The sequence below is a fragment of the Hymenobacter segetis genome (assembly GCF_038448715.1).
In the GTDB taxonomy this organism is placed as follows: Bacteria; Bacteroidota; Bacteroidia; order Cytophagales; family Hymenobacteraceae; genus Hymenobacter; species Hymenobacter segetis.
The window spans coordinates 24,560-51,345 of sequence record NZ_JBCEVZ010000023.1 but is presented as its reverse complement, the minus strand read 5'-3'; the positions used below and the strand labels follow the sequence as shown (position 1 = coordinate 51,345).

Below are 26,786 nucleotides of genomic sequence, written 5' to 3'. Positions count from 1 at the left end.
TGCTTCTCCAACTGAAAGTTGCGGCTCAGTCCTTTGCTGTTTCCAAAAATCCCCGTACCTTTGCAGTCCTAAATTTTAAAACACATACACCCCCGTCGAGATGGCCAAGAAAGGAAACCGGGTGCAGGTTATCATGGAGTGCACCGAGCATAAAACCTCGGGCCTGCCGGGCACCTCGCGCTACATCACCACCAAGAACCGCAAGAACACCCCTGAGCGCATCGAGCTGAAGAAATTCAACCCGATTATGCGGAAAATGACCGTTCACAAGGAAATTAAATAACCTGAACAATGGCTAAGAAAGTAGTAGCAACGCTGAAAACCGTTGAGAACGCCAAGAACTGGGCGAAAGTAATTCGTGCCGTTAAATCGGAGAAAACCGGTGCTTACACCTTCCGCGAGGAAATGGTGCTGCTCGACAAAGTGCAGGAGTACCTGGCTACCGGCAACAAATAGTTGCCCGCCGGCTTCGGCTTTGTAAAAGTTTAAAAAGTCCCACCTTCGTGGGACTTTTTGCGTGTAGGGGTATTTCCCCGCCCCATTATCCTCCCTCCCCTCATGGGCCTCTTCGATTTTTTTAAAAAGGACAAGGAAACTCCTGCCCAGCAAGCCTCGCTCGATGCCGGCCTGGAAAAGACCAAAACCAACTTTTTTGACCAGCTGAGCAAGGCCGTGGTGGGCAAAAGCACCGTGGACGAGTCGGTGCTCGACGACCTGGAAACCCTGCTCGTGCACGCCGATGTGGGCATCGAAACCACGGTGAAGGTCATCGACCGTATCGAGGCCCGCGTGGCCCGCGACAAGTACGTGAGCACCGGCGAACTCGACCGCATCCTGCGCGAGGAAATAGTGGGCCTGCTGGAGGATAATAAGTCCGGCTCCACGGCTGTGCTGGACCGCGCTGGCAGCACCGGCCAGCCCTTCGTCATCATGGTGGTGGGCGTGAACGGCGTGGGCAAGACCACGACCATCGGCAAGCTGGCCCACCGCTTCCACTCCGCCGGCAAAAAGGTGGTGCTGGGCGCAGCCGATACCTTCCGCGCTGCGGCCGTCGACCAACTCATCATCTGGGGCCAACGCGTGGGTGTGCCCGTGGTGAGCCACGGCATGAACACCGACCCCGCTGCCGTAGCTTTCGATGCCGTGCAAAAAGGCGTGGAAATGGGGGCCGACGTCATCATCATCGACACCGCCGGCCGCCTGCACAACAAGGTGAACCTGATGAACGAGCTGAGCAAAATCAAGCGCGTAATGCAAAAGATGATTCCTGATGCCCCGCACGAAGTACTACTGGTGCTGGACGGCAGCACCGGCCAGAATGCCTTCCTACAAGCCAAGGAGTTCACCAAAGCCACCGAAGTCACGGCCCTGGCCATCACCAAGCTCGACGGCACGGCGCGCGGCGGCGTGGTCATCGGCATCTCGGACCAGTTCAGCATCCCGGTGCGCTACATCGGGGTAGGGGAGAAGATGACTGACTTGCAATTGTTCGACCGCCACACGTTCGTCAATTCGCTGTTTAAGAAATAAGCGCGTCCGGTTTGCGTTGGTGGCGAGCGGGGCGCCGGGAATTTTGTGTCCCCGCAAACGCTTAGTGAGCCACGCATCTATTCCAACCCACTATGCAGCGCCTCCCGCTATTCCTCACATTGTGCTTGCTGCTGGGTGTTGCAGCGTGCGGCTCCAAAAACGACGACCAGCCACTCATTCCCTATGCTCCGGTTAACCTGAGCTTGGTGCTCACCAACCAGGAGTACGTGAACCTACGCGCCAACAACGGTGCAGTGACGTTGCCCGTGAAAGGCCCGGCCGGCACCGGTGGCGTGAAGGGCGTAATCGTGGTGCGCCAAAATGCTAGTACGTATCTGGCCTTCGAGCGCAACTGCCCTTACCGCCCGTACGATGCCTGCGCCACGGTCAGCTTAGACCGGTCACGGCTCTTTATGCGTGATTCGTGCTGCAATTCACAATTTGATTTGCAGGGCCAAATAACGGGCGGCCCCACGCCCCGGCCACTTAAACAGTACAGTACCAGTCTGCAAGGCAATATTCTCAGCATTACGAATTAAGCGGCCGCAGATTTTTTTGAAAAAAAACGGATTGAAGCTTGTGTATCTTCAAAAGCCCGTTGTAGATTTGCACTCCGAAACAACAGCAACCGGGTTTCGGACTAGAAAAAAGCTTCCTTAGCTCAGCCGGTTAGAGCATCTGACTGTTAATCAGAGGGTCCCTGGTTCGAGCCCAGGAGGGAGCGCCAATACCGAGAATGCCCGCCCTAACCGGCGGGCATTTTTGCGTCTAAGCTCAGCTTAGGGTGTGTTTTTAATTCAGCCCAACGGCTATTGAAGGCTATAGCATCACAGATGGGGAATTGGAAGGAACAAAGACGAACTGCCCATTAAAGCATAGAACCAACGTCCGTTTTTACTCTTGGCGCGCTACCGGGCTGCGGGGCTTATGTTTGTAGCCTTTCCCTACGCCCTGTGCCCATGCCCGCCACTCCTCCCTCTTTGTTGCCCGCCGACGAACCCGAGCGGCTGCAAAGCATCCGTGCCTACGATGTGCTGCCGACCCTCGCCGAGCCGTTGTTTGATGAGTTCGTGGCCCTCACCGCGCAGGTATTCAGCCTGCCCATCTCCCTCATTGCCCTGGTGGAGGAAGACGACGTGTATTACCCCGCCAACCACGGCATGCCCGGCAACGACCAGCAGCCCCGCGTCGAAGCGCTGTGTTCCAGCGCCATCCAGCAGGCCCGCGCGGTGGTGTATCACGACCTGGTGCTCGAAAGCAGCGCGACCATCACGCCCGAAGCCGCCCGCGCCGCCCAAGACAACGAGCTACGCTTCTACGCCGGAGCCCCATTGCGCCTGCCCGACCAGCGCCTGCTCGGCACCCTCTGCATCATCGACCGCCAGCCGCGCACCTTCAGCGCCGATGAGCAACAGGTGCTCGACCACTTGGCGGCCGTGGTCAGCCAGACCATTGCCGTGCGGCACGCCTGCCTGGCCCAGCCGCCCGGTGGTGCCGGGGAGTGGGAGCGGCTACGCACTCAGCTTCAGGAAGAGCTCCGCGAACTCACGGCGTTGGTGCGCTACCTTTTCACCCGCCACGGGGTGCAAATCCCCGTGCCTGCCGACCTGCTGACCCAAGTAGAGCGCCGCCTGTTCGACTTGCAGCGCTTGCTAAATGAGCCGCCGCGTTAGCCGTTTTTCTTAGGTTTTTGCTCCTCGAAACCAAAACGAGCGGACCATCTGGCCCGCTCGTTTTGGTTTTGGAAGTCGAAATAAAAAAGCTCCCCTCAGTTAGTGGGGCCGGTGTCGATGCGCGCTTCAATGACCTGCTGAATGGCCGTGGGCACGGCCGAAAGCAGGTCGAGACCGGTAGCGGTTTCGATGGCGTCGACGCTAGTGCGGTAGCTGCCCCAGGTTGTGCTGATGGAGTTATCGTTGGGCGTATCGATGGCGATAACGCGGGTGCTGGTGCTGACGCGGGCCGCGTCGTTGGTGCCGGTGGGAAGGACCACGACGACTTTCCAGCAGCGGGCCGGCACCGTCACGCGGCCCTGGTCGAGGGAGGTGGCGTAGCCGTTGGTGCCCGTGCCGCCGCGCCCGTAGCTTCCGCAGATGATGTAGACTTCGTTGTCGGTACCGAGCAAGGTGCGGGAGTAGTCCTCCAGGTTGGCCCAGGTCTGCTGGTTGTTGCGCGGGGCCTGGGGCATCATGTTGGTCATGAGGAAGGTGGCCGAGTTGTCGGCCACGGAGCTGGTGCGGTCGGCGCTGGGGCAGTTGTGGCCGCGGTCGAAGCCCGAGCCGGTGTAGCTGGTGGCCTGCACCTGGTACCAGCCGGTAGGCAGGGTATCATCGGCACGGAAGTCGTCCTGCCGGGCGGCGCTGCCGCGCCAGTCGGCGCTCAGGTGCCAGCTCACCCAGTTGGGAATGCCCCGGTCGCGGTGGTAGCTGAGGGCATATTGGGGTTTCATCAGCAGGTAGTTGGTGGGCTGCGCGAGGTCGGTGGTGGCCCCGCTGGGATTGCCGAGGGTGAGGTGCTCAGGCAGGTTTTGGGCCGTAGCGCCGGGGCCGGTGGGCGCGGGGGCTACGGTTTCGCGCTGGCAGGCAGCCAGCAGGAGGGATAAGGCGAGTATCGGAAAACGGAAATGCCGAAAGGTGTTTTGCATAGGCTAATTAAGAAGCAATGGCCCTTACTACGTGGATGCGGGGCAAAAAAGTCCCCGCCTCAGCCAATTCAAGCTGCTTCAATGGATTAGGTTGGTTGAGGGCATTGGCCGTCAGGCCGAAAGGTTCAGGCCGCATCTTCCTGGCACCGATACGGCCGCAGAAGCACTAGCCATTCGCCAGCGCGTATGGGACCGCACCGGCGCGGGCCGGGCGCAGGTGCCCGTAGCGCCCGGTGCCGTAGCTAGTGGCAGGCAGTACATCCGCCGCTGGATGATGAGTGCCGACAGCACCGTGAGCCCGCCAATAGCGGCCAGCGCCGCCCTCAAGCCAAAAGCATCGGCCAGCAGGCCGGTGAGCAGTGCCCCGATGGCGTAGCCCGCGTCGCGCCAGAAGCGGAAGATGCCCACGCTACGCGCCCGTTGCGGAGCCGGCGCATACTCGGCCACGGCGGCCAGAAATGTGGGGTACACCAGCGCCGTGCCCGCGCCCAACAGCGCCGCCAGCAGCAGGAATACCGGGTAGGCATTGGTGAAGAGCATGGCCAGCAGCACCGCGCCTTGCAGCAGCATACCCCAAAAGAGCAGGTCTTTCTTGCAGAGCCGGTCGGCAAGCGGGCCGGTGAGCAGCTGGCCCAAGCCCCACACGGCCGGGTACACCGCCGCCACCGTGCCAATCTGCGTCAGCGAAAAGCCTTTGCTGGCCAGCAGCATCGGCAGCAGGCCCCACACCATACCGTCGTTGAGGTTATTCACCAGCCCGGCCTGCGTCACGGAACCTAGATTCGGGTGCCGCCACGTTACGTCCCAGAACGAAAGCGGCGGGCTGGCCGGCGTGGACGGGGCCAGGGCGGCTTCCAGAGCGGCGTGGGGACGCGTGTCGCGCACCAGCAGCGAACCCAGCAGCCCCAACACCGTCAGCCCAATGCCGAGGTAGAAAGGGTAGGGCCGCAAGCCGTATTCGGTGGCCAGCCAGCCCGAGGCGAAGGCCGTGGCCGCCACGGCCAGGTAGCCCGCCGACTCATTCAGGCCCATGGCCAGGCCGCGTTGCTTGGGGCCCACCAAGTCAATTTTCATCACCACCGTGCTCGACCAGGCCAGCCCTTGGTTGAGGCCCAGCAGCACGTTGGCGAAGATAACCCAGCCCCAGCCCGGCGCCCAAAGCAGCAGCAGCGGCACGGGCAGCCCGAAGAGCCAGCCAATGACCAGCAGGTTTTTGCGCCCAATCGTATTAGCCCAGGCCCCGGCGTAGTAGTTAGCCACAGCCTTGGTGAGGCCAAAAACGACGATGAACGAGAGAATGGCCGAGCGCGCCACCAGGTGGAACTCCTGCTCGGCCAGCCGGGGCAGGATGCTGCGCTCCAGCCCCACCATGCCGCCCACAAAGGCGTTGACGAGCACCAGCAGGCCAAACTGCCGCCAGTTTTCGCGCAAACCGAGCTGCGGAGTATTCATCCGGAAGACGAGTTTTGATTTTCAGATGGTTTTGCGACCAAGTCAGGGTACTTCTGCCGCACTTTCAGCTTCGCTCAATGGGGCAGCTTTTCGCGCAGGGCGCTGTAGGTCCAGGTGCCGGCCAGGGCAGCTATAATCATTGCCGCCGCCGCACCCACGCCGCTGCCCAGCTGCGCAAACAGCGGGCCGGGGCAGGCCCCGGTGATGGCCCAGCCCAGCCCAAAAATGAAGCCGCCAATCCAGACGCCGTGGTTGAACTGCTTGTCGGCGATGACGATGGGCTCGCCGCTGAGGCTTTTGAGGCGGTTGCGCTTGATAATCTGAATCGAAACCAGCCCCACCACAATGGCCGAGCCGATAACGCCGTACATGTGAAACGCCTGGAACCGGAACATTTCCTGAATCCGAAACCAGCTGATGACCTCGCTTTTGGTAAGAATAATGCCGAACAGCGTGCCCAGCACCAGGAAGTATTTCATCACAACGCATTAAAACAGCAGCGGATAAATCAGCCAGGTCATCACCAGGCCACCGGCAAAGAAGCCGACCACTGCCACCAACGAAACCCACTGCAGATTCGAAAGGCCCGAAATGGCGTGGCCCGAGGTGCAACCACCCGCATAGCGCGTGCCGAACCCTACCAGAAAGCCGCCCAGCATCATAAACACCCAGCCCTTCCAGTTGCCCAGGTTTTCGAGGGCGAACAGCTCGCGCGGGAGCAGGCCGGTGAAGTCGGTGAGGTGCATTTGCGCCTTCAGGTCCCGCACGGTTTCGGCCGAGATGGCCACTGCCGCCGGGTGGCCCATCAGCCGGTAGCCGATGAAGCCGCCCAGCGCAATGCCAAGCACAAACACCAGGTTCCAGCTTTCGGCCCGCCAGTTGTAGTTCAAAAACGGGATGCCCGCCGGCACACAAGCGGCACAGATGTGCCGCAGCGACGAGCTGATGCCCAATGCTTTATTGCCCGCGAGGAGCAGCGCCGGCACCGTCAGCCCAATGAGCGGCCCGGCCACGTACCAGGGCCAGGGCTTTTGCAAAAGTTCAAGCATGAATCAATGAAATCAACCCAAAAAAGAAGCGCATGCAAACTAGCGCGTCACCGGGAATGGCCAGTCGAGCATACCGCCAGCCAGGTTGAAAACCTGCCCAAAGCCCGCCGCTTTCAGCTGCTTGGCGGCCGTGGCCGAGCGCGCCCCGCTGCGGCAGTACACGTAGGTGGGTCGGGTAGAATCGAGGTTGGCCACGCGCTGGGCAAAGTCCGGGCTGGTCACTTCGATGTGGCGTGCCCCGCGCAGGTGTCCCTGGGCAAACTCCTCGCGGCGGCGCACGTCCAGCAGCACGGCGCGGCCATCCTGCAGGCCTTCGGCAAACTGTTCGGACGAGAGGTTTTTATAAGTGGAATCGGTTTTTGATACTTCGAACATGATGGTAATTATTTGAAAATGAATGCTAAAATCTGAATTGTGGTTAAGGTACGGCTAATGCGCCGCGCCGGCCATTTGGAACGACTTTACGGCCTCGCCCAAATCGAATACCCGCGCGCCGGGTAGGGCCGCTGCCACCACGCTGCTGCCCGCCGCCGAGCGGTAGCCACCCGCGCAATGCACCAGCACGGGCTTATCGGTCGGGATTTCGTGGGCTCGCTCACGCAGCTCCGGCAGCGGAATACTGAGGGAGCCTTCGAAAATTGGTTCGTCGCGGTGCTCCGTCGCGCTGCGGATATCCACGATGGTGTACTGCTCCGGGTGCTGGCGGAACTGCGCCACATCCAGCGTCAGCAGCGTGGCATCGGTAGCCGGGGTGCCCACCAGCGCGCCCTTAATCAGCGGCTCGTAGCCGATTTTGGCGGTTTTCTGAATCAGGTTTTCCAGCGTCGCCGCGTCGGCCGCCACCAGGTAGAACGGCTCGGCCGGGCCCACTACGGAGCCCAGCCACGTTTCAAACTTGCCCCCCTGCTGAATATTGATGGCCCCGGTGAAGTGGCCTTTTTTGAACTCGGCTTCGGGACGCGCATCCACCACCAACGCGCTGGCTTCCAATTTGGTGCCGGTGGCCAGGCGCGGTACCCGCTCCACGCTGGGGGCGTAGGCGGCCGCGCCGGCTTTGTTCAGGGCCACGTCGTAGCCGAAATATTTCGGGATGAAGGGCTGGTCAGCCAGCAGTTCTTTGATGAAATCGGCCTCGCTCATTGGGCGCAGGGCGTAGTTGCCGGCTTTTTCGGCCCCGATGGTGCTGCTGTTGGCTCCGCTCAGGGCCTTGCCGCAGAGCGAGCCCGCGCCGTGCGCCGGGTACACCAGCACGGCATCGGCCAGCGGCATCAGCTTCTCGCGCAGCGAGTGGTACATCTGGCGGGCCAGCTCCTCGCGCTTGGCGGTCAGGTTGCCGGCATTTTCGCGCAGGTCGGGCCGGCCCACATCACCAATAAACAGGGTATCGCCGGTGAACACGGCTACATCCTGCCCCGCGCGGCTGAGCACGATGCTGATGGAATCGGGCGAATGGCCGGGCGTATTCAAGGCGCGGAAGGTGAGCTGGCCAATGGTGAAGGAATCGCCGTCATCAAATCCCTCGTGGGCATAATCAGCCCCCAGCAGCTGGCTCACGCGGATGGTGGCGCCGGTGTGCTGCGCAATTTCCAGGTGCGACGACACGAAATCGGCGTGCGGGTGGGTTTCGATAACGCTGACAATCCGGGCGTCGTGGGCCTGCGCGTAGTCGTAGTATTGCTGCGGGTTGCGTGACGGGTCGATGAGGACGATTTCGCGGGCACTCTCGCTCAGAATGGCGTAGGAAAAATGGGCCAGGCCCTTGTCTTCAAACTGTTCGATTTTCATAGCAAGCAACAGAAAAAGCGGGTGAGAGAGTAGGGAGGAATCAGGTGAAAAACCAGCCCTTAGACGTGGTGAAAAAGCAGCTCTTTAGTCAGAATAAACGTGCCCATGGCCAGCGTGAACCAGCCAAACGCCGGCTTCAGCCGGCCCCCCGGAATGAAGCGCGCCAAATAGGTGCCCAGCACGATTCCGCCCAACGCAAAAGCCAGAAACCCCAGCAGAAATGGCCAAGCCACGGCCGTGCCCGCGCTCAAATCCCCCACGAAGCCGATAAGCGAATTCAGCGCGATGATGGCCAGCGAAGTGCCCACGGCCAGTTTCATGGGCAGGCGTGCGCCCAGCACCAGCGCCGGAATAATGAGGAAGCCGCCCCCCGCGCCCACAAACCCCGTGAGCGTGCCCACCACCAGCCCAATGCCGAGAATGAGCGGGTAATTAAACGCGTGCCGGTGGTGCAGTTCCTCGTCCAGCACCACTTCGGCCTGCCGGCTGCGAATCATCGACGCGGCCGCCGCCACCATCAGCCCCGCAAAAGCCACCAGCACCAGCAAGTCCTTGGTGAAAACAATGCCCCCGATGCTGAAAAGCTCGTGCGGAATGGCCGGCATGAGCACCTTGCGCACCGCAAACACCGCTAGCAACGAAGGAATCAGGAAGACCACGGCCGTTTTCAGCGACACCAGACCTTTGCGGAAGTAGCCCGAGGCCCCCACCACCGCCGTGCTGCCCACCACAAACAGCGAGTAGGCTGTGCTCAGCACCGGGCTCACGCCCATCAGGTACACCAGCACGGGCACCGTGAGGATGGAACCGCCCCCGCCCATAATGCCCAGCGAAAGCCCAATGAAAATGGCGGCGAAATAGCCGAAATAGTGTAGCATGAGGGACCGTAGACGTATGAAATTATGAATGATTGTTCATGTATTGTGCTAAAAAAACGCCTTGTCCTTATAGAAAAGTGCACGCGGCCAAGCACTGAATCACGTCGATGACTTCGCGCATTTTCAGGGCGTAGTAGATGTTTTTGCCGTCACGGGTGCTGCTGAGGATGCCTTTCAGCTTCATGCCCGAGAGGTGGTGGGAGAGGAGGCTTTGCTCCACGTTCAGCCGCTCGCTGATGTCGGAAACCGACAGGCTTTCGTGGTTGGCCAGCAGCTGCACCACGGCGATGCGCGTGGGATGCGCCGTGGTTTTGAGAATGAAGGCCACCTTTTCCATTTTCTCAACAGAGAGGTTCATGTCGACAGCAGGGGCGGCGGGAGTCATCATCGAATGCAAACTTATGAACAATTGTTCATTTATACAAGTGTTGCAATTGTTTGGTTCGCCGGTCGTTCAATATTTGTCATCCTGAGCCTGCGAAGGACCTTATCACGTCAGAACAAATTCTCCTGCCGTGGTAAGGTCCTTCGCAGGCTCAGGATGACCGAACCGCCATTTAAAAGGCAGTTCAGTACGGAAACACCGACTCGTAGTATTTGATGGTTTCGGCGATGCCGTCCTGGAAATCGGTGAAGCGGAACAGCGGGAATACCTGGCGGAATTTGGCGTTGTCCATCACCTTTTTGGGGGCACCGTCGGGCTTGCTGGCATCCCAGCGGAGCTGGCCGTGGTAACCGAACTTGGTTTGGATGATGCCCACCAGCTCGCGCACGCTCAGGCCGTCGTTCTGGGCCAGGTTGGTGGGCTGGTCGAGGCCGGGGCGGTCGGGGTTCTGGAGCACTTCCCAGACAAGGCGGGCAAAGTCGGAAGCGTAGAGCCACTCGCGGATGGGCAGGCCCGTGCCCCAAATCGAAAGCTCGGGCTGGCCCAGGTTCTCGGCTTTTACAAACTTCGAAATCAACGCGTTGAGTGCGTGAGCTTTGTTGGGGTCGGTCGAGTCGTAGGGGCCGTACATGTTGGGCGTGAGCAGGTGGATGCTGCGCACGCCGTATTGCATCTCGAAGCATTCGGCGGTGGCCCACAGCAGGCGGCGGCTGGCCCCGTAGCTCAGCACGGAGCGGTGCAGGTGGCCGTTCCACCAGCCGCTTTCCTCAAAGATGTCGGCATCGGCCGGGTAGGCGCAGTTGGCAATGGGGTTGACTACCAAGGCCTCGGGGCATTCGCGGGCCACGGCCTCATACATGCCCAGAATCATGCGCGAGTTGTCGGCAATCACGGTGGCGGCCTGCTCGGTCACGTAGTTGAGGCTGCCCACGTGGGCCGCGCAGTTCACGATGTGCGTGGGGCGGTGGGCGCGCAGAAACGCGGCCGTGGCATCGGCATCGCGCAGGTCGAGGCCGGTGCTGAGCGACGCGCCCACGTAGGCCACGCCGCGCTGGCACAGCTCGCGGGCCATGTTGCGGCCGGCAAAGCCAGTGTGGCCAAACAAAACGACTTTCATGGCCGCGCTCACCATCCTTGCTTGATTACGTCCACGATGTAGGCCACCTGCTCGGTGCTCAAAGCATCGTGCAGGGGCACGTGAATCTGGGTTTCGTCGAAGCGCCGCTGCCGGGTCAGGTCGGGGCGCTTGCCGCCGAACAAGGCGTTGTGGTCGATGCCATCGTGCACGACCGACGAGGCCACGCCCTTCGCCCGCAGCGCCCGGATGAATTCCAGCCGGTTTTCGACGTGGAAACCGAACAGCCAGTGGGCGCTTTCGCGGTCGGGCTGATGTATGAAGTGCGTGAGGCCGGGCACCTGGCGCAGGCCGTCGCGGTATTGCTGTACGCGGGCGCGCCGCGCCGTCATGCGCTCGCCAAAGCCATTGAGGTTGGCCAGCCCGAGGGCGGCAGCGTAGTCGGAAAGGTGGTACTTGTAGCCCACGTCGGTGAGGTCGTATTCGCGCTCGCCCAGTTCGTTCACCGGCGAGCTGGCCCGGTCGATGCCAAACCAGCGCCGCCGGAATACCTCGCGGGCCATTTCCGGCGAGCGGGCACACAGCGCGCCGCCATCGCCGGTGGTGAGGTGCTTGATGGCCTGAAACGAGAAGCAGGTGAAGTCCGAAATGGCCCCGATGGCCTGGCCCCGGTAGCTGGCCCCGGGGCTGTGGGCGGCGTCCTCAATCACCATCAGCCCATGCTTATCGGCAATGGCCTGAATCTCGGCCAAATCGCAGGGGTAGCCGCCCCAATGCACCGCCATAATGGCCTTGGTGTGCGGCGTGATGCGGTGCTCGATGTCGGCCGGGTCAATGTTGCCGGTTTCGTACTGGATATCGGCAAATACGGGTTTGGCCCCCACCTGCACCACCGTCAGGGCGGTGGCGATGAAGGTTTGCGGGGCTAGAATCACCTCGTCGCCGGCCCCTATGCCGGCACACTCCAGGGCCAGGTGCAGGGCGCTGGTGCCCGAGTTGAGGGCCGCCGGGTGGCGCATGCCCAGCTCGGCACTCAGCCGGGCTTCAAATTCCTGTACCAGCTTGCCCTCGCTCAAATAGGTGCTGGCCAAAACTTTGCCCACGCGCCGGGCTGCGCTGGGGTGCACAAACGTGCTGAACATGGGCAGTAGCTGGCCCGGTGCGAGGACCGGGGGCGTAGTCCCAACGAGTGGAGAGGGTATGTAAGGATTGACCATCGCAGTGAAGTGGAGAAATGTGGCTTAAATATAATAATATCTTTGGATATTCATTTGTTGTTTTTGATAATAAGTTTTTTTGAGGAAAAAATAGTGGCCTGCTGTGAATAGCGGGCCATTGGGGCGGTGCCGAACAATGCCTGGCCGAGCCCCGCAACCGGCCGGTGCCGCCGCACCTTGAGGGCATATCCTGTCCGGTGCATGCTACATGCTCCCGGTGAAACTATTCCGGTAGCTGTTCAATAGGAAAAATTGATTTAAAACAAAACCAATATCGAAGTAAACCCAATTAGGGCTGAATTGCCGAATTGCTGGGTTTTATATTTGTAATATGCTGCAATAGAGTGTTTTTATACAAGATTATGCAATGTAATTTTACAAATAGAAAATTCTAATAATAGTCTTTTTCCGCGAATGGCTGAACCAAAACAAAACGGGAAAAGTTAGGCTCCCAAGTATCGGATATAGTCCAGCTGCTGAATTCAAATGCTTGCCCATTAAATAACTATATGTTTCACTATGCAGGCTCCCTCATCGGAGCGGCGTAAACCTCAAAAGTTGTTTGCATGAAAAAAATGCCCCTGTACCTGGGTGTGGCCTTTGCCGCGCTGACCCTCGCCTCCTGCGAAAAAGAGCTTGAGAAAGTAAATAGCTCTCCTTCATCTTCCTCCGCTGCGTCGACGCTGGCCAAACCGGACTTGCTCACAACCGGCACCTGGCGCCAGACCGGCCTCACCGTGAGCACGCCCGGCGAAGGCACGGCCCCCGCTGCTACCTCCGACCTGTTTGCCCAAGCCAAACCTTCTATGCTGGTGCAGAGCGCCGTATATAAGTCGGACGGCACCTACACGCTGCTGCGCGGCCCCCGCGCCGGCAAGCAAACCGCCGAGCCCGTGAGCGGCACTTGGCGTCTGACGGCTTCGGCCGACTCGCTCATCCTCACGCAAGCCGACCGCACCCGCCGCTTCGCCGTGGCCGAGCTGACGGATAACACGCTGCGCCTCACCCATTCGGAAGGCGCTACCGGCAAAGGCTCGGTGTACACCTCGGTGTTCTCGCGCTAAGCACACCAACTTCCTTCCTGGGCATGCTGCACCGCCCGGCCACTTTGGCCGGGCGGTGTTTTTTTTGGCCGGTGGGCACGTAGCGCGAACTGTTAGTTCGCGCCTCCGAACGACACCCGAACGATTTTAACGGCGCTAAGCAGCGCGAACTAACAGTTCGCGCTGCTTAGCGCCGGCTGCCAATCATGCTTTCGGCTAGGGGGCTGTCGTCGTAGCCCGCCGTGAAGTCCAGGAGCAGGCGCTTGAGTTCGGGCGGGGCCTGGGGCAGGTTGCTCACGCGGAAGTAGGCCGCGCTGGGGGCCAGGTAGCCCGGCAGCGCCAGCGGCCCCGTGCCCGAGCGAAAACTCATGCTCCAGTCCGGGAACATGGGCGTGGTGCTGGGGCCTTCGCTGAGCACCACGAGGTGCTCGTGGCGCGGGTCGGCGGCAATGCGGTGGTAGTAGAGGTGCTGCACGGCCCCCTTTTCGCCTTCCAATAGCTGCAGGAACTGGCCGTTGGGGGCGTGCAGCAGAATGCCGGTGATGCCCCGGGCAGCGTTGTACGCACGGGATTTCTGCAGCAGCTCCAGCAGTTCCGACAGGCTGAAGCTGGCCAGGGCCAGGCTCTGGTATAGAAGGTGATACAAGCCCATGATGGGGAAGCAACTGAGACCGCGGCGGCGGCTGTAAGAAATACGAACGGGAGACTTGCCCAAAAAAGGCCGTTGATGGCTGCCAGCGGCGCTGGCAGTGGTGGCGCGGATAGCCATCGACAGCCAGTGGGGCACGAAGTAAGCCAGACTGCTGCATACTGTGGGTATAGTAGAAGAGCTACAAGTACTTATAATGTGAATGTTTTCAAATATACATATAATTTTTTATATTACATATTGCATATTAATTTGATTCAAAAAAGACGATATACTGCGGGGTATACTATATGGCAGAGATGGTGCGGCAAACCCAGCGCCAACCATGGCCCGCCAGCGACCATGACGATTACTGAGGACGGGCGTGCATAGCACAACCACAGGCTGATAGGAGAATAATAGAACAGAATTGGCGCATTATTTAATATATTAAATAATGAATATTTAAAACTTTAATGTCTTGTAATTCAGTTGTAATGCTTGTGATTATTTCAGTAAACAAAATAACTCAACAAATATTTAATCATATTAAATATTGATAATTAAATATTAAGTGCATAACTTACTCCTGTATTCATCCCGCGGCAGATGCTTGCGGGATGCAGTAAGCAACTTGTTACTTCCTGAGCTATGGAGCGCTATGTGCGATACTCGGATACTTCCCGTTTTATTCTGATGGCTGTGGACGGGGGCCTTATCTGGCTGGCCTTCCATATGGCCGAGTTTGTGGTGTGGCACTCGTGGTCGATGAAGGGCGAAACGCCCTTTTTCATCATCACGTTTGCGCTGCTGTGGTGGCTGCTCTCGCGGCAGTATGCCAACGTGTACCGGCTCGACCGGCGCATTTCGTATGGCGAGAAGCTGCGGCACCTGCTGAAAGCCTTTCTGCTGCACGGCGTGCTGGTGGTGGGCACGGTGGTGGCGCTGCGCATCAATTACCTCTCGACGCGCTACCTGGCGGCCATTTACGGCTTTGCGGTGGCGGCCGTGGTGGTGGGCCGCTTTGCGGTCACGTTTAGCTACCGCGCCTGGCTGCGGTACTTCGCCCAGGCCCACAACCGCTTTGTGATAGTGGGGGCCAGCCAGAGCGGGCAGGAGTTGTACCACGCCCTCACGGCCGATGATTCGGGCGCGTACCAGTTCAAGGGCTTTTTTGCCGATGAGGCGCTTCCCACCAACCTGCGCGGCCTGCGGCGCGGCGCCGTGACGGACCTGATGAACTACTGCCTGAGCACGCCGGTGGACGAAATCTACTACGCGCTGCCGCTGGACAGGCACGATTTGATTGAGGAGCTGTCGCGCTTCGCGGAGGACCATTTCCTGGCCTTCCGCATCGTGCCCGACTACCAGGGCACGGTGGGCAAGGATGTGGGCGTGTATTTCCACGACCACCTGCCCATCCTCATGGTGCGACAGGAGCCGCTGGGTTTCCGCACCAATCAGGTGCTGAAACGGGCGTTCGACCTGGGGTTTTCGCTGTTCGTGATTCTGGGGCTGTTTCCCATCATTCTGCCGGTACTGGCGGTGCTCATTAAGCTCGATTCGCCGGGGCCGGTGTTCTTTAAGCAGATGCGGCCGGGCAAGCGTAACAAGCTGTTTCCGTGCTACAAGCTGCGCACCATGCGCGCCGACCACCGCCAGACCGAGCTGCAAGCCACCAAGGCCGACCCCCGGGTAACGCGGGTGGGCAAGTACCTGCGCAAGTACAATCTGGACGAGCTGCCGCAGTTCTTCAACGTGCTGCTGGGGCATATGTCGGTGGTGGGGCCGCGGCCCAACATGGTGTCGCAGCTGGAGGAATACTCCAAGCGCGGCCGCACCTACCAGCTGCGCCACGCCGTGACACCCGGCATCACGGGCTATGCGCAGGTGAACGGCTTCCGGGGCGAAACCCGCGCCCCCAACGCCATGGAAAAGCGCGTGGAATACGACCTGAAATACGTGCAGAACTGGTCGTTCGGGCTCGATTTGCAAATCATCGGCAAAACCGTGCGGAACATGGTGCGCGGCGAGGAGAATGCCTATTGAGTGACTAGAACGAAGCAGTTAGAACAGTCACGCTGATTAGTAGAACGTCATGCTGAGCGCAGTCGAAGCATCTCTACCGCACTCAGTAATCAATGCCGACTCAACGAAGCGGTAGAGATGCTTCGACTACGCTCAGCATGACCGTTCTGAGTTCAGCCCACCAATCCACCAACCAAACCCACCATGCTACCCAAACACGCTGTCTTGCACGCCAACATCTCGACGGGGCGCACCGCTGATTTCGTCGATACCATTCTGGAATTGGGCGCGGCGCGCACCTCGGCCTACGTGTGCTTTGCCAACGTGCACATGCTGGTGGAAGCCGAGCGCAACGCCGAGTTCCGGCAGATTGTGAACAATGCCGCCGTAGCCGCGCCCGATGGTAGCCCGGTGGCGGCGGCGGTGCGCTGGTTTCGGGGGCCGGCGCAGGAGCGCATGGCGGGCATGGACCTGCTGCCTGAGCTGCTGCGCCACGCCGCCGAGCGGGGCCAGTCGGTGTACTTCTACGGCACTACCGATGACGTTTTGCAGGCCATGGTGTGGCGGGCGCGCTGGGAATTGCCCGCGCTGCGGGTGGTGGGGGCATATGCGCCGCCGTTCCGCCCGCTCACGGCTGAGGAGGACGCCGACGAGGTGGCGGCCATCAACGCGGCCGACCCGGACTTGCTGTTTGTGGCGCTGGGCTGCCCGCGCCAGGAGCGCTGGATGGCGGCCCACCAGGGGCGCATTGGGGCGTGCATGCTGGGGGTGGGGCAGGCCTTCCGGGTGTATGCCGGAATGGAGCCGCGCCTGCCGGCGTGGGCCCGCAAGCTGTGGCTGGAATGGGCCTTCCGGCTGTGGCAGGAGCCGCGCCGCCTGGCCCGCCGCTACTTCGTCACCAACACCCGCTTCGTGTACCTGATGGCCCGCGCCACGCTCGAAAACCTGGCCGGCTGGCTGCCGGCCGTGGCCTGAATGGGCCGCTTTTTAGTCGATTTCATCCCAACCTTTTTTCACATGAAAGCAGTGATACTAGCGGGCGGCTACGGCACCCGAATCAGCGAGGAAAGCGGCGTACGGCCCAAGCCCATGGTCGAAATCGGCGGCAAGCCTATTCTGTGGCACATCATGAAGATTTATGCCCACCACGGCATCACCGATTTCGTGATTTGCTGCGGCTACAAGGGCCACATGATTAAGCAGTATTTCTCCGATTATTTCCTGCTGAACTCGGACGTGACCTTCCGGATGGACCGCAACGAGATGCAGATTCACCGCAACAACGCCGAGCCCTGGACCGTGACGCTGGTGGACACCGGCCTGGAAACCATGACCGGTGGCCGCCTGCGCCGCGTGCAGAAATACCTTGACAACGAGACGTTTTGCCTGACTTACGGCGACGGCGTGAGCAACGTCGACATCGCGGCCAGCATCGAATACCACCGTTCGCAGGGCGTATTGGCCACCCTCACGGCGGTGCGGCAGCCGGGCCGCTTCGGGGTGTTCAACCTGAGCGACGGCGACAGCCACGTGAGCAACTTCATGGAGAAGCCCGAGGGCGGCGAAACGCCCTGGATTAACGGCGGCTTTTTCGTGCTGGAGCCGGGTATTTTCGACTACCTCGACCACGACCAGACGGTGTGGGAAAAGGCCCCGCTGGAGCGCCTGGCCGCCGCCGGGCAGCTGGCCGCCTACCGCCACGCCGGCTTCTGGCAGCCCATGGACACGCTGCGCGACCGCAACATGCTGGAGGAACTCTGGCAGGCTGGCAAGGCCGAATGGAAGCTCTGGGACCAGATTCCCGCCGCTCCCGTGACAGTGCCCGAACTCGAAACCATCCTGACTACGCCGCTGGCCGCGCCGGCCGGGCGCGGCCGCGCGGCCACTACCAAACTTATGCCCAGCGACTGAAAACAACCACCCCGAACGCCTTGCCGAGCGCCGCTGGCGCATTGCCGCAGCTCCGCTGAGATAGAACGGAGCCCCTTCCCACGGCCGCAATGAGTTGGCGCGCCCGGCATGGCATTCTGGTTGATTGATGGCTGTATAAACCTCACTTCTAATGGAATCTCCTATGAAACCCTCCCGCATACTCATCACCGGCAACATGGGCTACGTGGGGCCCGGCGTGGTGCGCCACCTCCGACAGACGTACCCCAACGCGGAGCTGATTGGCTACGACATGGGATTTTTCGCCCATTGCCTCACCGGGGCCACGCGCCTGCCCGAGTCGCGGCTCGACCGCCAGGTGTTTGGCGACGTGCGGACGCTGCCCTCGGGCCTGCTGGCCGGCGTGGATGCCGTAGTGCACCTGGCCGCCATCTCCAACGACCCCATGGGCACGGCCTACGAGGGCGTGACGATGGACGTGAACTACCGCGCCGGCATCGCGCTGGCCAAGCGCGCCAAAACCTACGGCGTGAAAAGCTTCGTGTTTGCCAGCTCATGCAGCATGTATGGGCTGGGCGGCGAGGACGCCAAAACCGAAACCTCCACCCTGAATCCGCTCACGGCCTACGCCCGCTCCAAGGTGAGCAGTGAGCGCGACCTGGCTCCGCTGGCCGATGCGAACTTCCGGGTGACCTGCCTGCGCTTCGCCACAGCCTGCGGCTGGAGCGACCGCCTGCGCCTCGACCTGGTGCTGAACGACTTCGTGGCCGGCGCGGTGGCCACCCGCGAAATCAGCATCCTGAGCGACGGCACGCCCTGGCGGCCCCTCATTCATGTGCTGGACATGGCCCGCGCCATCGGCTGGGCCGTGACGCGCGAGGCCAGCAACGGCGGGGCCTTCGTGGCCGTGAACGCCGGGGCCAACAACTGGAACTACCGCGTGCGCGAGCTGGCCGAAGCTGTGGCCGCCGCCATCCCCGGCACCCAGGTGCGCCTCAACCCCGACGCCGCGCCCGACCTGCGCTCGTATCGCGTCGACTTCAGCCTGTTCCGTCGCCTCGCGCCCGACTGCCAGCCCATTCACACCCTGGCCGATACCATCAGTGAGCTCCAGCGCAAGCTGCTGGAAATGGGCTTCCGCGACCCCAATTTCCGCGCCTCCCGGCTGATGCGGCTGCGCGTGCTGGCCGCCCTGCGCGAGCAGGATGAGCTGACCGAGGACCTGACCTGGGCTGCTGGCCCGGCCAAAGCGGCCGTGCCGCTGTACCGGCCGGAGCTTGTGGTAGTCTGAGCTTCGACTGTCATCCTGAGCTTGCGAAGGACCTTATCAACGAAGAAAAGCTCGCAGTAATTCAATCGGCGCAGCCGTGATAAGGTCCTTCGCAAGCTCAGGATGACAGACGTTAAACCAATACCCAGCCGCCAAAAATCAACCCTTCAACCTTACCCTTAATGCGATGAAATTTACCGAAACTGCCCTTGCAGGGGCCTTCATTATCGACGTGGACCGGCTGAGCGATGAGCGCGGCTTTTTTGCCCGCTCTTGGTGCGAAGACGAGTTTGCCGCCCACGGCATTGCCATGCCGCCGCAGCAGGCCAACCTGTCCTTCAACCCGCGCCGGGGCACACTGCGCGGCATGCACTACCAGTTGCCTCCCTACGAGGAAACCAAGCTGGTGCGCTGCACCCGGGGCGCGATTCTGGACGTGATAGTGGACCTGCGCGAGGAGTCGCCCACCTTCGGCAAGTGGATAGGAGTGGAGCTGAACGCCAATAACTACCGGATGCTATTCGTGCCCGGCCGCTTCGCCCACGGCTTCCTCACCCTCGAAGACAACACCGACGTGTGCTACCAGGTGTCGGCCAAGTACACGCCCGGGGCCGAGCGCGGCCTGCGCTGGGACGACCCCGCTATTGGCATCCGCTGGCCTTTTCAGCCCTTGCTCATTTCGGCGAAAGACCAGGCTCATCCCGATTTCCAGGGGCTGGCCGTGCCAATGGTAATGTAGCGCGGACTCTGTGAGTCCGCGCCCGCCGGAACGATGCTTGGGCCAACCCGGCGCGGACTCTGCGAGTCCGCGCTACTTCTCTGCTTTTCTCATCTTTCTTTCTGCATTATGATACTTGTTGACAATGCCTTAAAGAAGCGCCAGCAATCCGGCCAGCCCATTCGGGTGGGCATGGTGGGCGCGGGTTTTATGGGCCGGGGCGTGGCCCTGCAAATCTGCCGCTACGTGCCCGGCATGGAGCTGGTGGCCATCGCCAACCGCACCATCAGCCAGGCCCGGCGGGCCTACCACGAAGCCGGCGAGCTGGTGACCAGTGAGGTAAGCTCGGTACACGCGCTGGAGGCTTGCATCCAGCGGGGCGAGCGCGCCATCACCGACGATGCGCTGCTGCTGAGCCGCGCCGAGGGCATCGATGCCATCATCGAGGTAACCGGGGCGGTGGAGCACGGCGCGCATGTGGTGCTGGAGGCCATCCGGCACGGCAAGCACGTGGTGCTGCTGAACGCCGAGCTGGACGGCACGGCCGGGGCCATCCTGAAAGTGTATGCTGACCGCGCCGGCGTGGTGTACACCGTGAGCGACGGCGACCAGCCCGGCGTGACCCTCAACCTAGCGCGCTTCGTGCTGGGCCTGGGCGTGAAGCCGGTGCTGTGCGGCAACATCAAAGGCCTGCACGACCCTTACCGCAACCCCACCACGCAGGAGGGCTTTGCGAAGCAGTGGGGCCAGAACCCGAGCATGGTAACCAGCTTCGCCGACGGCAGCAAAATCAGCTTCGAGCAGGCCGTCATCGCCAATGCGCTGGGCATGGAAGTGGCCCGGCGTGGCATGTACGGCCCTACCGTGGCCCCGGGCACGCCCATCAGCAAGGCCGCCGAGTGGTACCCCACGGAGCGCCTGCTGGATGGCGGCCCCGGCATTGTGGACTACGTGGTGGGGGCCGAGCCCGGCCCCGGCGTGTTCATCCTGGGCACGCACGACGACCCCATTCAGCAGCACTACCTCAAGCTGTACAAGCTGGGGCCGGGGCCGTTGTACTGCTTCTACACGCCTTACCACTTGTGCCATTTCGAAACGCCGAATTCGGTGGCGCGGGCGGTGCTCTTTGGCGATGCCTGCCTGGCGCCGGCCGGCGCCCCCAAGGTGGAGGTGATTACGGCCGCCAAAATTGACCTGCGGGCCGGCGACACGCTCGACGGCATCGGCCACTATATGACCTATGGGCTGGCCGAGAATTACACCACTGCCCGCGCCGAAAACCTACTGCCCATTGGCGTGGCCGAGGGCTGCCGCCTGCTGCGCGACATTCCCAAAGACCAGGTGCTGACCTACGGCGATGTGGCGCTGCCCCCCGGCCGCCTCATCGACCAGCTGCGCCGCGAGCAGGAAGTTCATTTCAACCCGCCCGTGCTGGCGGCCACCGCCGAGCCCCTCGTGCCCGCCGATTTCGCCCTGGCCAACCTCTGACTCAACCAAAACTGTCCCTTTCCTTCTAATTACCCCGAAGCCTCGTCGCCATGAATCCCACCCTGGTTGAGTTTCTGAAGCACTCCGACCCGCTACCCACGCGGCAAAATATTCCCGGCACGGCCCCGGCCGCCACGCCGGCCCCGCCCGCCCCACGCCCCGCCACGGCCCCGCTCACGGTGCTGGTGCTGGAGGGCGAGTACCGCCTCACGGGAGCCGTGCTGTTTTGCCTGAGCCGGCAGGCCCGGGTGCGCGTGCATTTGCTGTCGCGCGACAGGCTGAGCCCGTACCGGTTTTCGAGCTACGTGCATTCCTTCCATCTGCTCTCGCCCGATAGCCCGGCGGAGGTGTTCGTGGCCTTCATCCAGAACGCGGCCCGCGCCACCGGGGCCGAAGTGCTGCTGCCCGTGGACGTGGCCGGCATGCGCTTCGTGATTGCGCACCGCACGGCGCTGGCCACGGCCCTGCACCTGCTGCCGCTGCCGGCGGCGGCGTACTACGAAATTGCCACCGACAAGGGCCTGCTGGGCGCGTTTATGCAGGAGCACCGTATTCCCGCGCCCGACACCATCGTGGACATCCGGCACAACCTGGCGGCCAAGCTGGCGAAGTTCGAATTTCCGGTGCTGCTGAAGCCCATTGAGGGTGCCGGCGGCCGGGGCATTGTGCGCTACGCCTCGCCCGAGGCGCTGCTGGCCGCCGTGGCCATGCTGCCCGATAGCAGCCGCTACATCATCCAGAACTGCATCGAGGGCTACGATATTGACTGCAACGTGCTGTACCAGAATGGGCAGCTCATTGCCCATTCCATTCAGAAGGGCCTGGTGGCTACGGGCGACGAATACGCCCCCACCGAAGCCATCGAATTTGTGCACCACGACGCCGTGCTGGCCGTGGTAGACCGCCTGATGAAGGCCCTGCGCTGGAACGGCGTGGCCCACCTCGACCTGCGCTACGACGCCCGCACTCAGGAAATCAAAGTCATCGAAATCAACACCCGCTTCTGGCTCACGGTGGTGGGCTCGGCGCTGGCGGCGGGCGTGAACTTCCCGGTGCTGGCCTGCCAGGTGGCGGCCGGGCGGGCGGTGGTGCCCGCGCCCTTCCGCGAGGGGCGCTACATCCCGTTTGCCAACTACTTCAAGTACCGCTACGGCCGCCGCGTGCGCCGGCCCGATGACGTGCGGTTTTCGCTGCGCGATACCAGCGTGGGCGCTTTTCTGGGCGACCCGCTGACCAAGATTTACCGCTTCCTCACCGACGAGGACTAGGCCCGCCGCCCGGCTGCGGCCGGGCATTGCGGCGGCTATCGATATCCATTCAATTTCTTCATCCACCTCACGCTTATATCCGATGCATTCGCACCAGTTTCGCCATGAAAAGTGTTTTGACTGTTATTTTTTGCGCCTTGCTACTGGTGGGCGGCCAGCCGCTGCGGGGCCAGACGCCGCCCACGGGCTTCACGTCCACCGTCGTTTCCTCGGGCTGGAATGAAGCTGTCGGATTTGCCTTCAATAGCACGGGCAGCAAGATGTTTGTCTGGGAAAGACCGGGCAAAGTTTGGGTGGTGGTGAACGGCCAGCGCCAGCAATTAATTGACATCACCGAAGAAGTAGGGGCCTGGGGCGACCACGGCCTGCTGGGCTTCGCGCTCGACCCCAACTTCAACACCAACGGCTACATGTACCTGATGTACGTGGTGGACCGGCACTACCTGCTGAACTTCGGCACGGCCAACTATGACCCCGCTGCCAACGACTATTTCAGCGCTACCATTGGGCGCATCACGCGCTACACGGCCACGCCGGCCGGCACGGGCTACACCGTGAACCCCGCCAGCCGCAAAATCCTGCTCGGGGCCACCAAAACCACGGGCATTCCCTCGACCCACGACGGCCACTGCACCGGCTCGCTGGTGTTTGGCACCGATGGCACCTTACTCGTATCAACCGGTGACGGGGCCCACTGGGCGCCGGATTTAGGCAGCTACAACGAAACCTACTACGCGGAGGCGCTCGCCGATGGCATCATCTCCGCCAAGGAAAACGTGGGCGCCCTGCGCGCCCAGCTGGTAGACTGCCTAAGTGGTAAAATCCTGCGCCTGGACCCTGCCACCGGCAACGGCGTGCCCAGCAACCCCTATTATGACGCGGCCAATCCCAGCGCCCCCCGCTCCCGGGTGTGGGCCCTGGGCCTGCGCACGCCCTTCCGCATGAGCCTGCGGCCCGGTACCGGCAGCCCCGACCCCGCCGCTGCCAACCCCGGCACGCTCTACGTGGGCGTGGTGGGGGCCTCCACCTGGGAAGAAGTATCGGTGGTGGACCGGCCCCGCGTGAACCTGGGCTGGCCGCTGTTCGAGGGCCTGACGCCCTATTCGGCATTCACCAATTCGAACGTGTACAACCGCGACGCGCCCAACCCGCTCTACAACACGGGCGGCTGCACCCAGCAGTTTTTCTACTTCCAGGACCTCATCAAACCGGCCACGCCCACGGGCACGGCCACGTTCCCCAACCCGTGCAATACCTCGCAAACGATTCCGGCCAGCATTCCCACCTTCGTGCACACCCGGCCGCTCATCGACTGGGCGCATAACCTGAGCGGGCCGGCGCGCACGGGCACTTTCAGCGGCAGCACGCCTACTACCATTAATATCGGGGCGGCGGGCTCGCCGGTGAGCGGGCCGCAGTTTGGGGGGAATTCGGTGACGGGCGGGGTTTTTTATCCCTACAGCGACTTTCCGGCCCCGTATGCCAACTCGTATTTCTTCGGGGATTACGTGGGCGGCTGGATTCGGAACATGACCGTGAACAGCAGCAACCAGCCCAGTGCCGTGCGCAATTTCGTGGACAGCGGGGCCGTGCCGGTGTTTTTCGGCACCAGCCCGGGCGAAACGGGGCTGTTTTACGTCAACTTCTACCCTTCGGAAATCCGCAAAATCAGCTACGTCACCAGCAGCAGTCCGCCGGTGGCGGTGGCTACTTCCAACAAAACCTACGGCCCCGGCCCGCTCGCGGTGCAGTTCACGGGTAGCAACTCGACCGACCCCAACGGCAGCGCGCTGACTTACCGGTGGAATTTTGGCGACGGCACCGCCACCAGCTCGGCGGCCAATCCCAGCCACACGTTTTCGCCGCCTACCTCGGCCGTCACCAACTACACCGTGACGCTGACGGTGACCAACCCACAGGGCCTGACCAATCAGGCTTCGCTGATGATTTCGGTGAATAACACGCCGCCGCAGGTCACCATCACCAGCCCGGCCGCCGGCACGCTGTACCCGCTCACGGGCACCACCACCTACCAGCTGCGGGCCACCGTGACGGATGCCGAGCAGAGCGGCCACCTGCTTGCTTACAAGTGGCAAACGGTGCTGCACCACCTCACGCACCAGCACCCCGACCCGGTGGACACCACCCGGCAAACCAGTACCATCATCGGCCCCTACGGCTGCGGGGCCGAAGCCTACTACTACACCATCTCGCTGACCGTGACCGATGCCGGGGGCCTCGCCACCACCCAGCAAGTGCGCCTCGACCCTGATTGCACCACGCCCAGCTTCACGCTGGTGGATGCCGACGCCGCCACTGACGCCGATATTCAGCCCCTGACCAACGGTGCCATTCTGGACCTGGCCGCCCTGCCCACCCGCCGCCTGAACATCCGGGCCAATGCCGACCCGGCCACCACCGGGAGCGTCGTGTTCTCCCTCACCGGCCCGCAAACCCAGGCCGTGACCGATAACGCAGCCCCATTTGCGCTGTTTCTGGACGTGAACGGCGACTATAACTCCTGGACGCCGCCGGTGGGCAACTACCAGCTCACGGCCACGGGCTACAGCGGGGCCAATGGCAGCGGCACGGCCCGCGCGCCCCTCACCATCAACTTCACGGTGACGGATTCCGGGGCTCCCACTACCTACACGCTCACCACGGCCACCGTGGGCAGCGGCACCGTGACGAAAAACCCGAACACCGCCACCTACGCCAGTGGCAGCGCCGTGACGCTCACGGCCGCGCCGGCCGCCGGCTTCGCCTTCACGGGCTGGAGCGGCGATGCCAGCGGCACCACCAATCCCTTGTCGGTGACGATGAACGGGAATAAGAACATCACCGCCACCTTCACGGCTACCTCGGGTGGCAGCTACACCTTCTACCGGGCCATCAACTTGGGCGGGCCGGCCCTCACGCTGGACGGCAACGCCTGGGGCGGCTCCACGGCGGCCAACTATTCTACCAACGGCTCGGCTTTTGAGAATCAAGCCGTGCCACTGATTCCGGCCACCGACGCCACGCGGGCGGGCATGATTCGGGCGGCCGTCTTCGGGCCCAATCTGAGCGTGACGCTCTCGGCCGTGCCAGCTGGCACTTATCAGGCCTACCTCTACGTGTGGGAGGATAACAACCCCGAGGTCATTAATCTGTCGCTGAACGGGCAGAGCGTGCGCGCCAACTACAGTACCGGCCCGGCCGGCACCTGGGCGCGGCTCGGGCCCTACAACGTGACGCTGGCGGCCACGGGCAGCGTGGCGTTCACCAGCACCGGCGGCTGGCCCAATTTCTCGGGCGTCGAGCTCTGGCAGCAAACCGGCGGCACCCCTACCACCTACACGCTCACCACGGCCGTGGTGGGCAGCGGCACCGTGACGAAAAACCCGAACACCGCCACCTACGCCAGTGGCAGCACCGTGACGCTCACGGCTGCGCCGGCTGCCGGTTTCACCTTCAGCGGCTGGAGCGGCGATGCCACGGGTACCGCTAATCCCTTGTCGGTAACGATGAATGGGAATAAGAACATCACCGCCACCTTCACCGCCACGACCACGACGAATTACACCCTGACGGTGAACACCGTGGGCACGGGTTCGGTGACGAAGAACCCGAACGCGGCCAGCTACGCCAGCGGCAGCACCGTGACGCTCACGGCCGCACCAGGGGCCGGCTTCGCCTTCACGGGCTGGAGCGGCGATGCCTCGGGCAGCACCAATCCGCTAACCATCACGATGACGGCCAACAAGACCATTACGGCCACCTTCACGGCCACCAGCGGCGGGCAGCAGCTCAGCGGCTTCGTGCTGGTGAACGCCAGCACCGGCACCGACATCCAGGCCCTTACGGCCGGTTCTACGCTGAATTTAACCACGCTGCCCTCGCGCAGCCTCAACGTGCGGGCCACCACCAGCCCGGCCACCGTGGGCAGCGTCGTGTTTGCCCTGAGCGGCACGCAAACCTGGAACCAGACCGAGTCGGTGGCCCCGTATGCGCTGTTTGGCGATAACGGGGCGGGGACTTATAACCCCTGGACTCCCGCGGTGGGCAGCTACACGCTCACGGCCCGGCCCTACACCAGCGGCGGGGGCGGCGGCACGGCCGGCACCCCGCTCACCATCACCTTCAGCGTGACCGATGCCGCCGCACGGGTGGCCGCCGCTTCCCTCAGCTCCGGCCTGGCCCTGGCTCCGGCCGAAGCTTACCCGAACCCCTCGCCCAACGGGCGCTTCCACCTGCTGCTGCCCGCCGACTTCACCGGCGAGGTGCGCTACCGGCTGATTTCGGCCCTGGGCCAGACGCTGGCCCGCGGCACGCTGCCGGCCGGAACCCGCGCGGCCGAGCTGGATTTCACCCAGCCGCTCTCGGGCACCAGCCTGAGCTACCTGCTGCTGGAGGATGGCCGCCACGCTGCCCAGCTCAAGCTCCTGCGGCAGTAACC

Annotated in this window: 25 protein-coding genes and 1 tRNA gene; 15 read left to right on the top strand and 11 right to left on the bottom strand. The window is 62.3% G+C overall.

The window, feature by feature from the left end; translation table 11 throughout:
- Nucleotides 1-100: 100 nt before the first annotated feature.
- From rpmG to AAFH49_RS11330, 6 genes are all read left to right on the top strand, one after another.
- Entirely contained in the window at nucleotides 101-283 is a 183-nt protein-coding gene (gene rpmG / locus AAFH49_RS11355) for a 50S ribosomal protein L33 (RefSeq protein WP_168674975.1), read from the top strand.
- An 8-nt stretch (nucleotides 284-291) separates the two neighbouring features.
- Nucleotides 292-456, top strand: a complete 165-nt coding sequence (locus tag AAFH49_RS11350) for a DUF4295 domain-containing protein (RefSeq protein WP_210514038.1) — start codon at nucleotides 292-294, stop codon at nucleotides 454-456.
- Between the two features lie 102 nt (nucleotides 457-558).
- Complete coding sequence (gene ftsY, locus AAFH49_RS11345; RefSeq protein ID WP_342298189.1) at nucleotides 559-1,530, top strand: signal recognition particle-docking protein FtsY; 972 nt, start codon at nucleotides 559-561, stop codon at nucleotides 1,528-1,530.
- A gap of 92 nt (nucleotides 1,531-1,622) precedes the next feature.
- Nucleotides 1,623-2,069, top strand: coding sequence for a hypothetical protein (locus AAFH49_RS11340; RefSeq protein ID WP_342298187.1), 447 nt, complete (start codon nucleotides 1,623-1,625; stop codon nucleotides 2,067-2,069).
- A 111-nt stretch (nucleotides 2,070-2,180) separates the two neighbouring features.
- Nucleotides 2,181-2,257 (top strand) — tRNA-Asn (locus tag AAFH49_RS11335).
- Nucleotides 2,258-2,489: 232 nt separating this feature from the next.
- Nucleotides 2,490-3,203, top strand: coding sequence for a GAF domain-containing protein (locus AAFH49_RS11330; protein ID WP_342298185.1), 714 nt, complete (start codon nucleotides 2,490-2,492; stop codon nucleotides 3,201-3,203).
- A gap of 95 nt (nucleotides 3,204-3,298) precedes the next feature.
- Here the strand turns inward: AAFH49_RS11330 and AAFH49_RS11325 are convergent, their stop codons facing one another.
- The 10 genes from AAFH49_RS11325 to AAFH49_RS11280 all read right to left on the bottom strand — a co-directional run bounded on the left by AAFH49_RS11325 (nucleotide 3,299) and on the right by AAFH49_RS11280 (nucleotide 12,015).
- Nucleotides 3,299-4,174 carry a DNA/RNA non-specific endonuclease gene (locus AAFH49_RS11325; RefSeq protein ID WP_342298183.1) on the bottom strand — a complete coding sequence of 292 codons (876 nt, stop codon included), beginning with the start codon at nucleotides 4,172-4,174 and terminating at the stop codon, nucleotides 3,299-3,301.
- 111 nt (nucleotides 4,175-4,285) lie between these two features.
- Nucleotides 4,286-5,626, bottom strand: coding sequence for an MFS transporter (locus AAFH49_RS11320; protein ID WP_342298181.1), 1,341 nt, complete (start codon nucleotides 5,624-5,626; stop codon nucleotides 4,286-4,288).
- 74 nt (nucleotides 5,627-5,700) lie between these two features.
- Nucleotides 5,701-6,105: a DUF6691 family protein gene (locus AAFH49_RS11315; RefSeq protein ID WP_342298179.1), complete on the bottom strand. Its 405-nt coding sequence runs from the start codon at nucleotides 6,103-6,105 to the stop codon at nucleotides 5,701-5,703.
- A gap of 9 nt (nucleotides 6,106-6,114) precedes the next feature.
- Entirely contained in the window at nucleotides 6,115-6,675 is a 561-nt protein-coding gene (locus AAFH49_RS11310) for a YeeE/YedE family protein (RefSeq protein ID WP_342298177.1), read from the bottom strand.
- Nucleotides 6,676-6,714: 39 nt separating this feature from the next.
- On the bottom strand, nucleotides 6,715-7,050 hold the full coding sequence (locus tag AAFH49_RS11305; protein ID WP_342298175.1) for a rhodanese-like domain-containing protein: 336 nt from the start codon (nucleotides 7,048-7,050) through the stop codon (nucleotides 6,715-6,717).
- 54 nt (nucleotides 7,051-7,104) lie between these two features.
- Entirely contained in the window at nucleotides 7,105-8,460 is a 1,356-nt protein-coding gene (locus AAFH49_RS11300; protein WP_342298174.1) for a rhodanese-like domain-containing protein, read from the bottom strand.
- 59 nt (nucleotides 8,461-8,519) lie between these two features.
- Nucleotides 8,520-9,338 (bottom strand): sulfite exporter TauE/SafE family protein, encoded by an 819-nt coding sequence (locus AAFH49_RS11295; RefSeq protein WP_342298173.1) that lies wholly within the window; start codon nucleotides 9,336-9,338, stop codon nucleotides 8,520-8,522.
- A gap of 67 nt (nucleotides 9,339-9,405) precedes the next feature.
- Complete coding sequence (locus tag AAFH49_RS11290) at nucleotides 9,406-9,726, bottom strand: ArsR/SmtB family transcription factor (protein ID WP_342298171.1); 321 nt, start codon at nucleotides 9,724-9,726, stop codon at nucleotides 9,406-9,408.
- A gap of 181 nt (nucleotides 9,727-9,907) precedes the next feature.
- Complete coding sequence (locus tag AAFH49_RS11285) at nucleotides 9,908-10,840, bottom strand: NAD-dependent epimerase/dehydratase family protein (protein WP_342298169.1); 933 nt, start codon at nucleotides 10,838-10,840, stop codon at nucleotides 9,908-9,910.
- A gap of 8 nt (nucleotides 10,841-10,848) precedes the next feature.
- Nucleotides 10,849-12,015: a DegT/DnrJ/EryC1/StrS family aminotransferase gene (locus AAFH49_RS11280; RefSeq protein WP_342298167.1), complete on the bottom strand. Its 1,167-nt coding sequence runs from the start codon at nucleotides 12,013-12,015 to the stop codon at nucleotides 10,849-10,851.
- Between the two features lie 566 nt (nucleotides 12,016-12,581).
- Between AAFH49_RS11280 and AAFH49_RS11275 the strand changes: the two genes are divergently transcribed.
- Nucleotides 12,582-13,079: a hypothetical protein gene (locus tag AAFH49_RS11275; RefSeq protein WP_342298165.1), complete on the top strand. Its 498-nt coding sequence runs from the start codon at nucleotides 12,582-12,584 to the stop codon at nucleotides 13,077-13,079.
- A gap of 166 nt (nucleotides 13,080-13,245) precedes the next feature.
- On the opposite strand, the gene AAFH49_RS11270 is transcribed toward AAFH49_RS11275, so the two are convergent.
- Nucleotides 13,246-13,704, bottom strand: coding sequence for a BLUF domain-containing protein (locus tag AAFH49_RS11270; RefSeq protein ID WP_342298164.1), 459 nt, complete (start codon nucleotides 13,702-13,704; stop codon nucleotides 13,246-13,248).
- Between the two features lie 678 nt (nucleotides 13,705-14,382).
- Between AAFH49_RS11270 and AAFH49_RS11265 the strand changes: the two genes are divergently transcribed.
- The 8 genes from AAFH49_RS11265 to AAFH49_RS11230 all read left to right on the top strand — a co-directional run bounded on the left by AAFH49_RS11265 (nucleotide 14,383) and on the right by AAFH49_RS11230 (nucleotide 26,784).
- A complete protein-coding gene (locus AAFH49_RS11265; RefSeq protein ID WP_342298163.1) occupies nucleotides 14,383-15,735 on the top strand; it encodes an exopolysaccharide biosynthesis polyprenyl glycosylphosphotransferase in 1,353 nt (450 codons plus the stop codon).
- Between the two features lie 183 nt (nucleotides 15,736-15,918).
- Nucleotides 15,919-16,689, top strand: a complete 771-nt coding sequence (locus tag AAFH49_RS11260) for a WecB/TagA/CpsF family glycosyltransferase (protein WP_342298162.1) — start codon at nucleotides 15,919-15,921, stop codon at nucleotides 16,687-16,689.
- Nucleotides 16,690-16,731: 42 nt separating this feature from the next.
- The gene (rfbF, locus tag AAFH49_RS11255; protein WP_342298160.1) at nucleotides 16,732-17,625 is read left to right on the top strand and encodes a glucose-1-phosphate cytidylyltransferase; all 894 of its coding nucleotides are present in this window, start codon (nucleotides 16,732-16,734) and stop codon (nucleotides 17,623-17,625) included.
- A gap of 163 nt (nucleotides 17,626-17,788) precedes the next feature.
- Nucleotides 17,789-18,895 (top strand): NAD-dependent epimerase/dehydratase family protein, encoded by a 1,107-nt coding sequence (locus tag AAFH49_RS11250; protein WP_342298159.1) that lies wholly within the window; start codon nucleotides 17,789-17,791, stop codon nucleotides 18,893-18,895.
- A gap of 166 nt (nucleotides 18,896-19,061) precedes the next feature.
- Nucleotides 19,062-19,613, top strand: coding sequence for a dTDP-4-dehydrorhamnose 3,5-epimerase (gene rfbC, locus AAFH49_RS11245; RefSeq protein WP_342298157.1), 552 nt, complete (start codon nucleotides 19,062-19,064; stop codon nucleotides 19,611-19,613).
- Between the two features lie 108 nt (nucleotides 19,614-19,721).
- Nucleotides 19,722-21,080 carry an NAD(P)H-dependent oxidoreductase gene (locus AAFH49_RS11240; RefSeq protein WP_342298156.1) on the top strand — a complete coding sequence of 453 codons (1,359 nt, stop codon included), beginning with the start codon at nucleotides 19,722-19,724 and terminating at the stop codon, nucleotides 21,078-21,080.
- Nucleotides 21,081-21,130: 50 nt separating this feature from the next.
- On the top strand, nucleotides 21,131-22,348 hold the full coding sequence (locus AAFH49_RS11235) for an ATP-grasp domain-containing protein (RefSeq protein WP_342298155.1): 1,218 nt from the start codon (nucleotides 21,131-21,133) through the stop codon (nucleotides 22,346-22,348).
- 104 nt (nucleotides 22,349-22,452) lie between these two features.
- On the top strand, nucleotides 22,453-26,784 hold the full coding sequence (locus AAFH49_RS11230) for an InlB B-repeat-containing protein (RefSeq protein ID WP_342298153.1): 4,332 nt from the start codon (nucleotides 22,453-22,455) through the stop codon (nucleotides 26,782-26,784).
- Nucleotides 26,785-26,786: the final 2 nt, after the last annotated feature.

What these genes read in the sequence shown, in the direction of transcription:
- rpmG (WP_168674975.1), top strand. Translation starts at nt 101, where the DNA reads ATGGCCAAGAAAGGAAACCGGGTGCAGGTTATCATGGAGTGCACCGAG.
- AAFH49_RS11350 (WP_210514038.1), top strand. Translation starts at nt 292, where the DNA reads ATGGCTAAGAAAGTAGTAGCAACGCTGAAAACCGTTGAGAACGCCAAG.
- ftsY (WP_342298189.1), top strand. Translation starts at nt 559, where the DNA reads ATGGGCCTCTTCGATTTTTTTAAAAAGGACAAGGAAACTCCTGCCCAG.
- AAFH49_RS11340 (WP_342298187.1), top strand. Translation starts at nt 1,623, where the DNA reads ATGCAGCGCCTCCCGCTATTCCTCACATTGTGCTTGCTGCTGGGTGTT.
- AAFH49_RS11330 (WP_342298185.1), top strand. Translation starts at nt 2,490, where the DNA reads ATGCCCGCCACTCCTCCCTCTTTGTTGCCCGCCGACGAACCCGAGCGG.
- AAFH49_RS11325 (WP_342298183.1), bottom strand. Translation starts at nt 4,174, where the DNA reads ATGCAAAACACCTTTCGGCATTTCCGTTTTCCGATACTCGCCTTATCC.
- AAFH49_RS11320 (WP_342298181.1), bottom strand. Translation starts at nt 5,626, where the DNA reads ATGAATACTCCGCAGCTCGGTTTGCGCGAAAACTGGCGGCAGTTTGGC.
- AAFH49_RS11315 (WP_342298179.1), bottom strand. Translation starts at nt 6,105, where the DNA reads ATGAAATACTTCCTGGTGCTGGGCACGCTGTTCGGCATTATTCTTACC.
- AAFH49_RS11310 (WP_342298177.1), bottom strand. Translation starts at nt 6,675, where the DNA reads ATGCTTGAACTTTTGCAAAAGCCCTGGCCCTGGTACGTGGCCGGGCCG.
- AAFH49_RS11305 (WP_342298175.1), bottom strand. Translation starts at nt 7,050, where the DNA reads ATGTTCGAAGTATCAAAAACCGATTCCACTTATAAAAACCTCTCGTCC.
- AAFH49_RS11300 (WP_342298174.1), bottom strand. Translation starts at nt 8,460, where the DNA reads ATGAAAATCGAACAGTTTGAAGACAAGGGCCTGGCCCATTTTTCCTAC.
- AAFH49_RS11295 (WP_342298173.1), bottom strand. Translation starts at nt 9,338, where the DNA reads ATGCTACACTATTTCGGCTATTTCGCCGCCATTTTCATTGGGCTTTCG.
- AAFH49_RS11290 (WP_342298171.1), bottom strand. Translation starts at nt 9,726, where the DNA reads ATGATGACTCCCGCCGCCCCTGCTGTCGACATGAACCTCTCTGTTGAG.
- AAFH49_RS11285 (WP_342298169.1), bottom strand. Translation starts at nt 10,840, where the DNA reads ATGAAAGTCGTTTTGTTTGGCCACACTGGCTTTGCCGGCCGCAACATG.
- AAFH49_RS11280 (WP_342298167.1), bottom strand. Translation starts at nt 12,015, where the DNA reads ATGGTCAATCCTTACATACCCTCTCCACTCGTTGGGACTACGCCCCCG.
- AAFH49_RS11275 (WP_342298165.1), top strand. Translation starts at nt 12,582, where the DNA reads ATGAAAAAAATGCCCCTGTACCTGGGTGTGGCCTTTGCCGCGCTGACC.
- AAFH49_RS11265 (WP_342298163.1), top strand. Translation starts at nt 14,383, where the DNA reads ATGGCTGTGGACGGGGGCCTTATCTGGCTGGCCTTCCATATGGCCGAG.
- AAFH49_RS11260 (WP_342298162.1), top strand. Translation starts at nt 15,919, where the DNA reads ATGCTACCCAAACACGCTGTCTTGCACGCCAACATCTCGACGGGGCGC.
- rfbF (WP_342298160.1), top strand. Translation starts at nt 16,732, where the DNA reads ATGAAAGCAGTGATACTAGCGGGCGGCTACGGCACCCGAATCAGCGAG.
- AAFH49_RS11250 (WP_342298159.1), top strand. Translation starts at nt 17,789, where the DNA reads ATGAAACCCTCCCGCATACTCATCACCGGCAACATGGGCTACGTGGGG.
- rfbC (WP_342298157.1), top strand. Translation starts at nt 19,062, where the DNA reads ATGAAATTTACCGAAACTGCCCTTGCAGGGGCCTTCATTATCGACGTG.
- AAFH49_RS11240 (WP_342298156.1), top strand. Translation starts at nt 19,722, where the DNA reads ATGATACTTGTTGACAATGCCTTAAAGAAGCGCCAGCAATCCGGCCAG.
- AAFH49_RS11235 (WP_342298155.1), top strand. Translation starts at nt 21,131, where the DNA reads ATGAATCCCACCCTGGTTGAGTTTCTGAAGCACTCCGACCCGCTACCC.
- AAFH49_RS11230 (WP_342298153.1), top strand. Translation starts at nt 22,453, where the DNA reads ATGAAAAGTGTTTTGACTGTTATTTTTTGCGCCTTGCTACTGGTGGGC.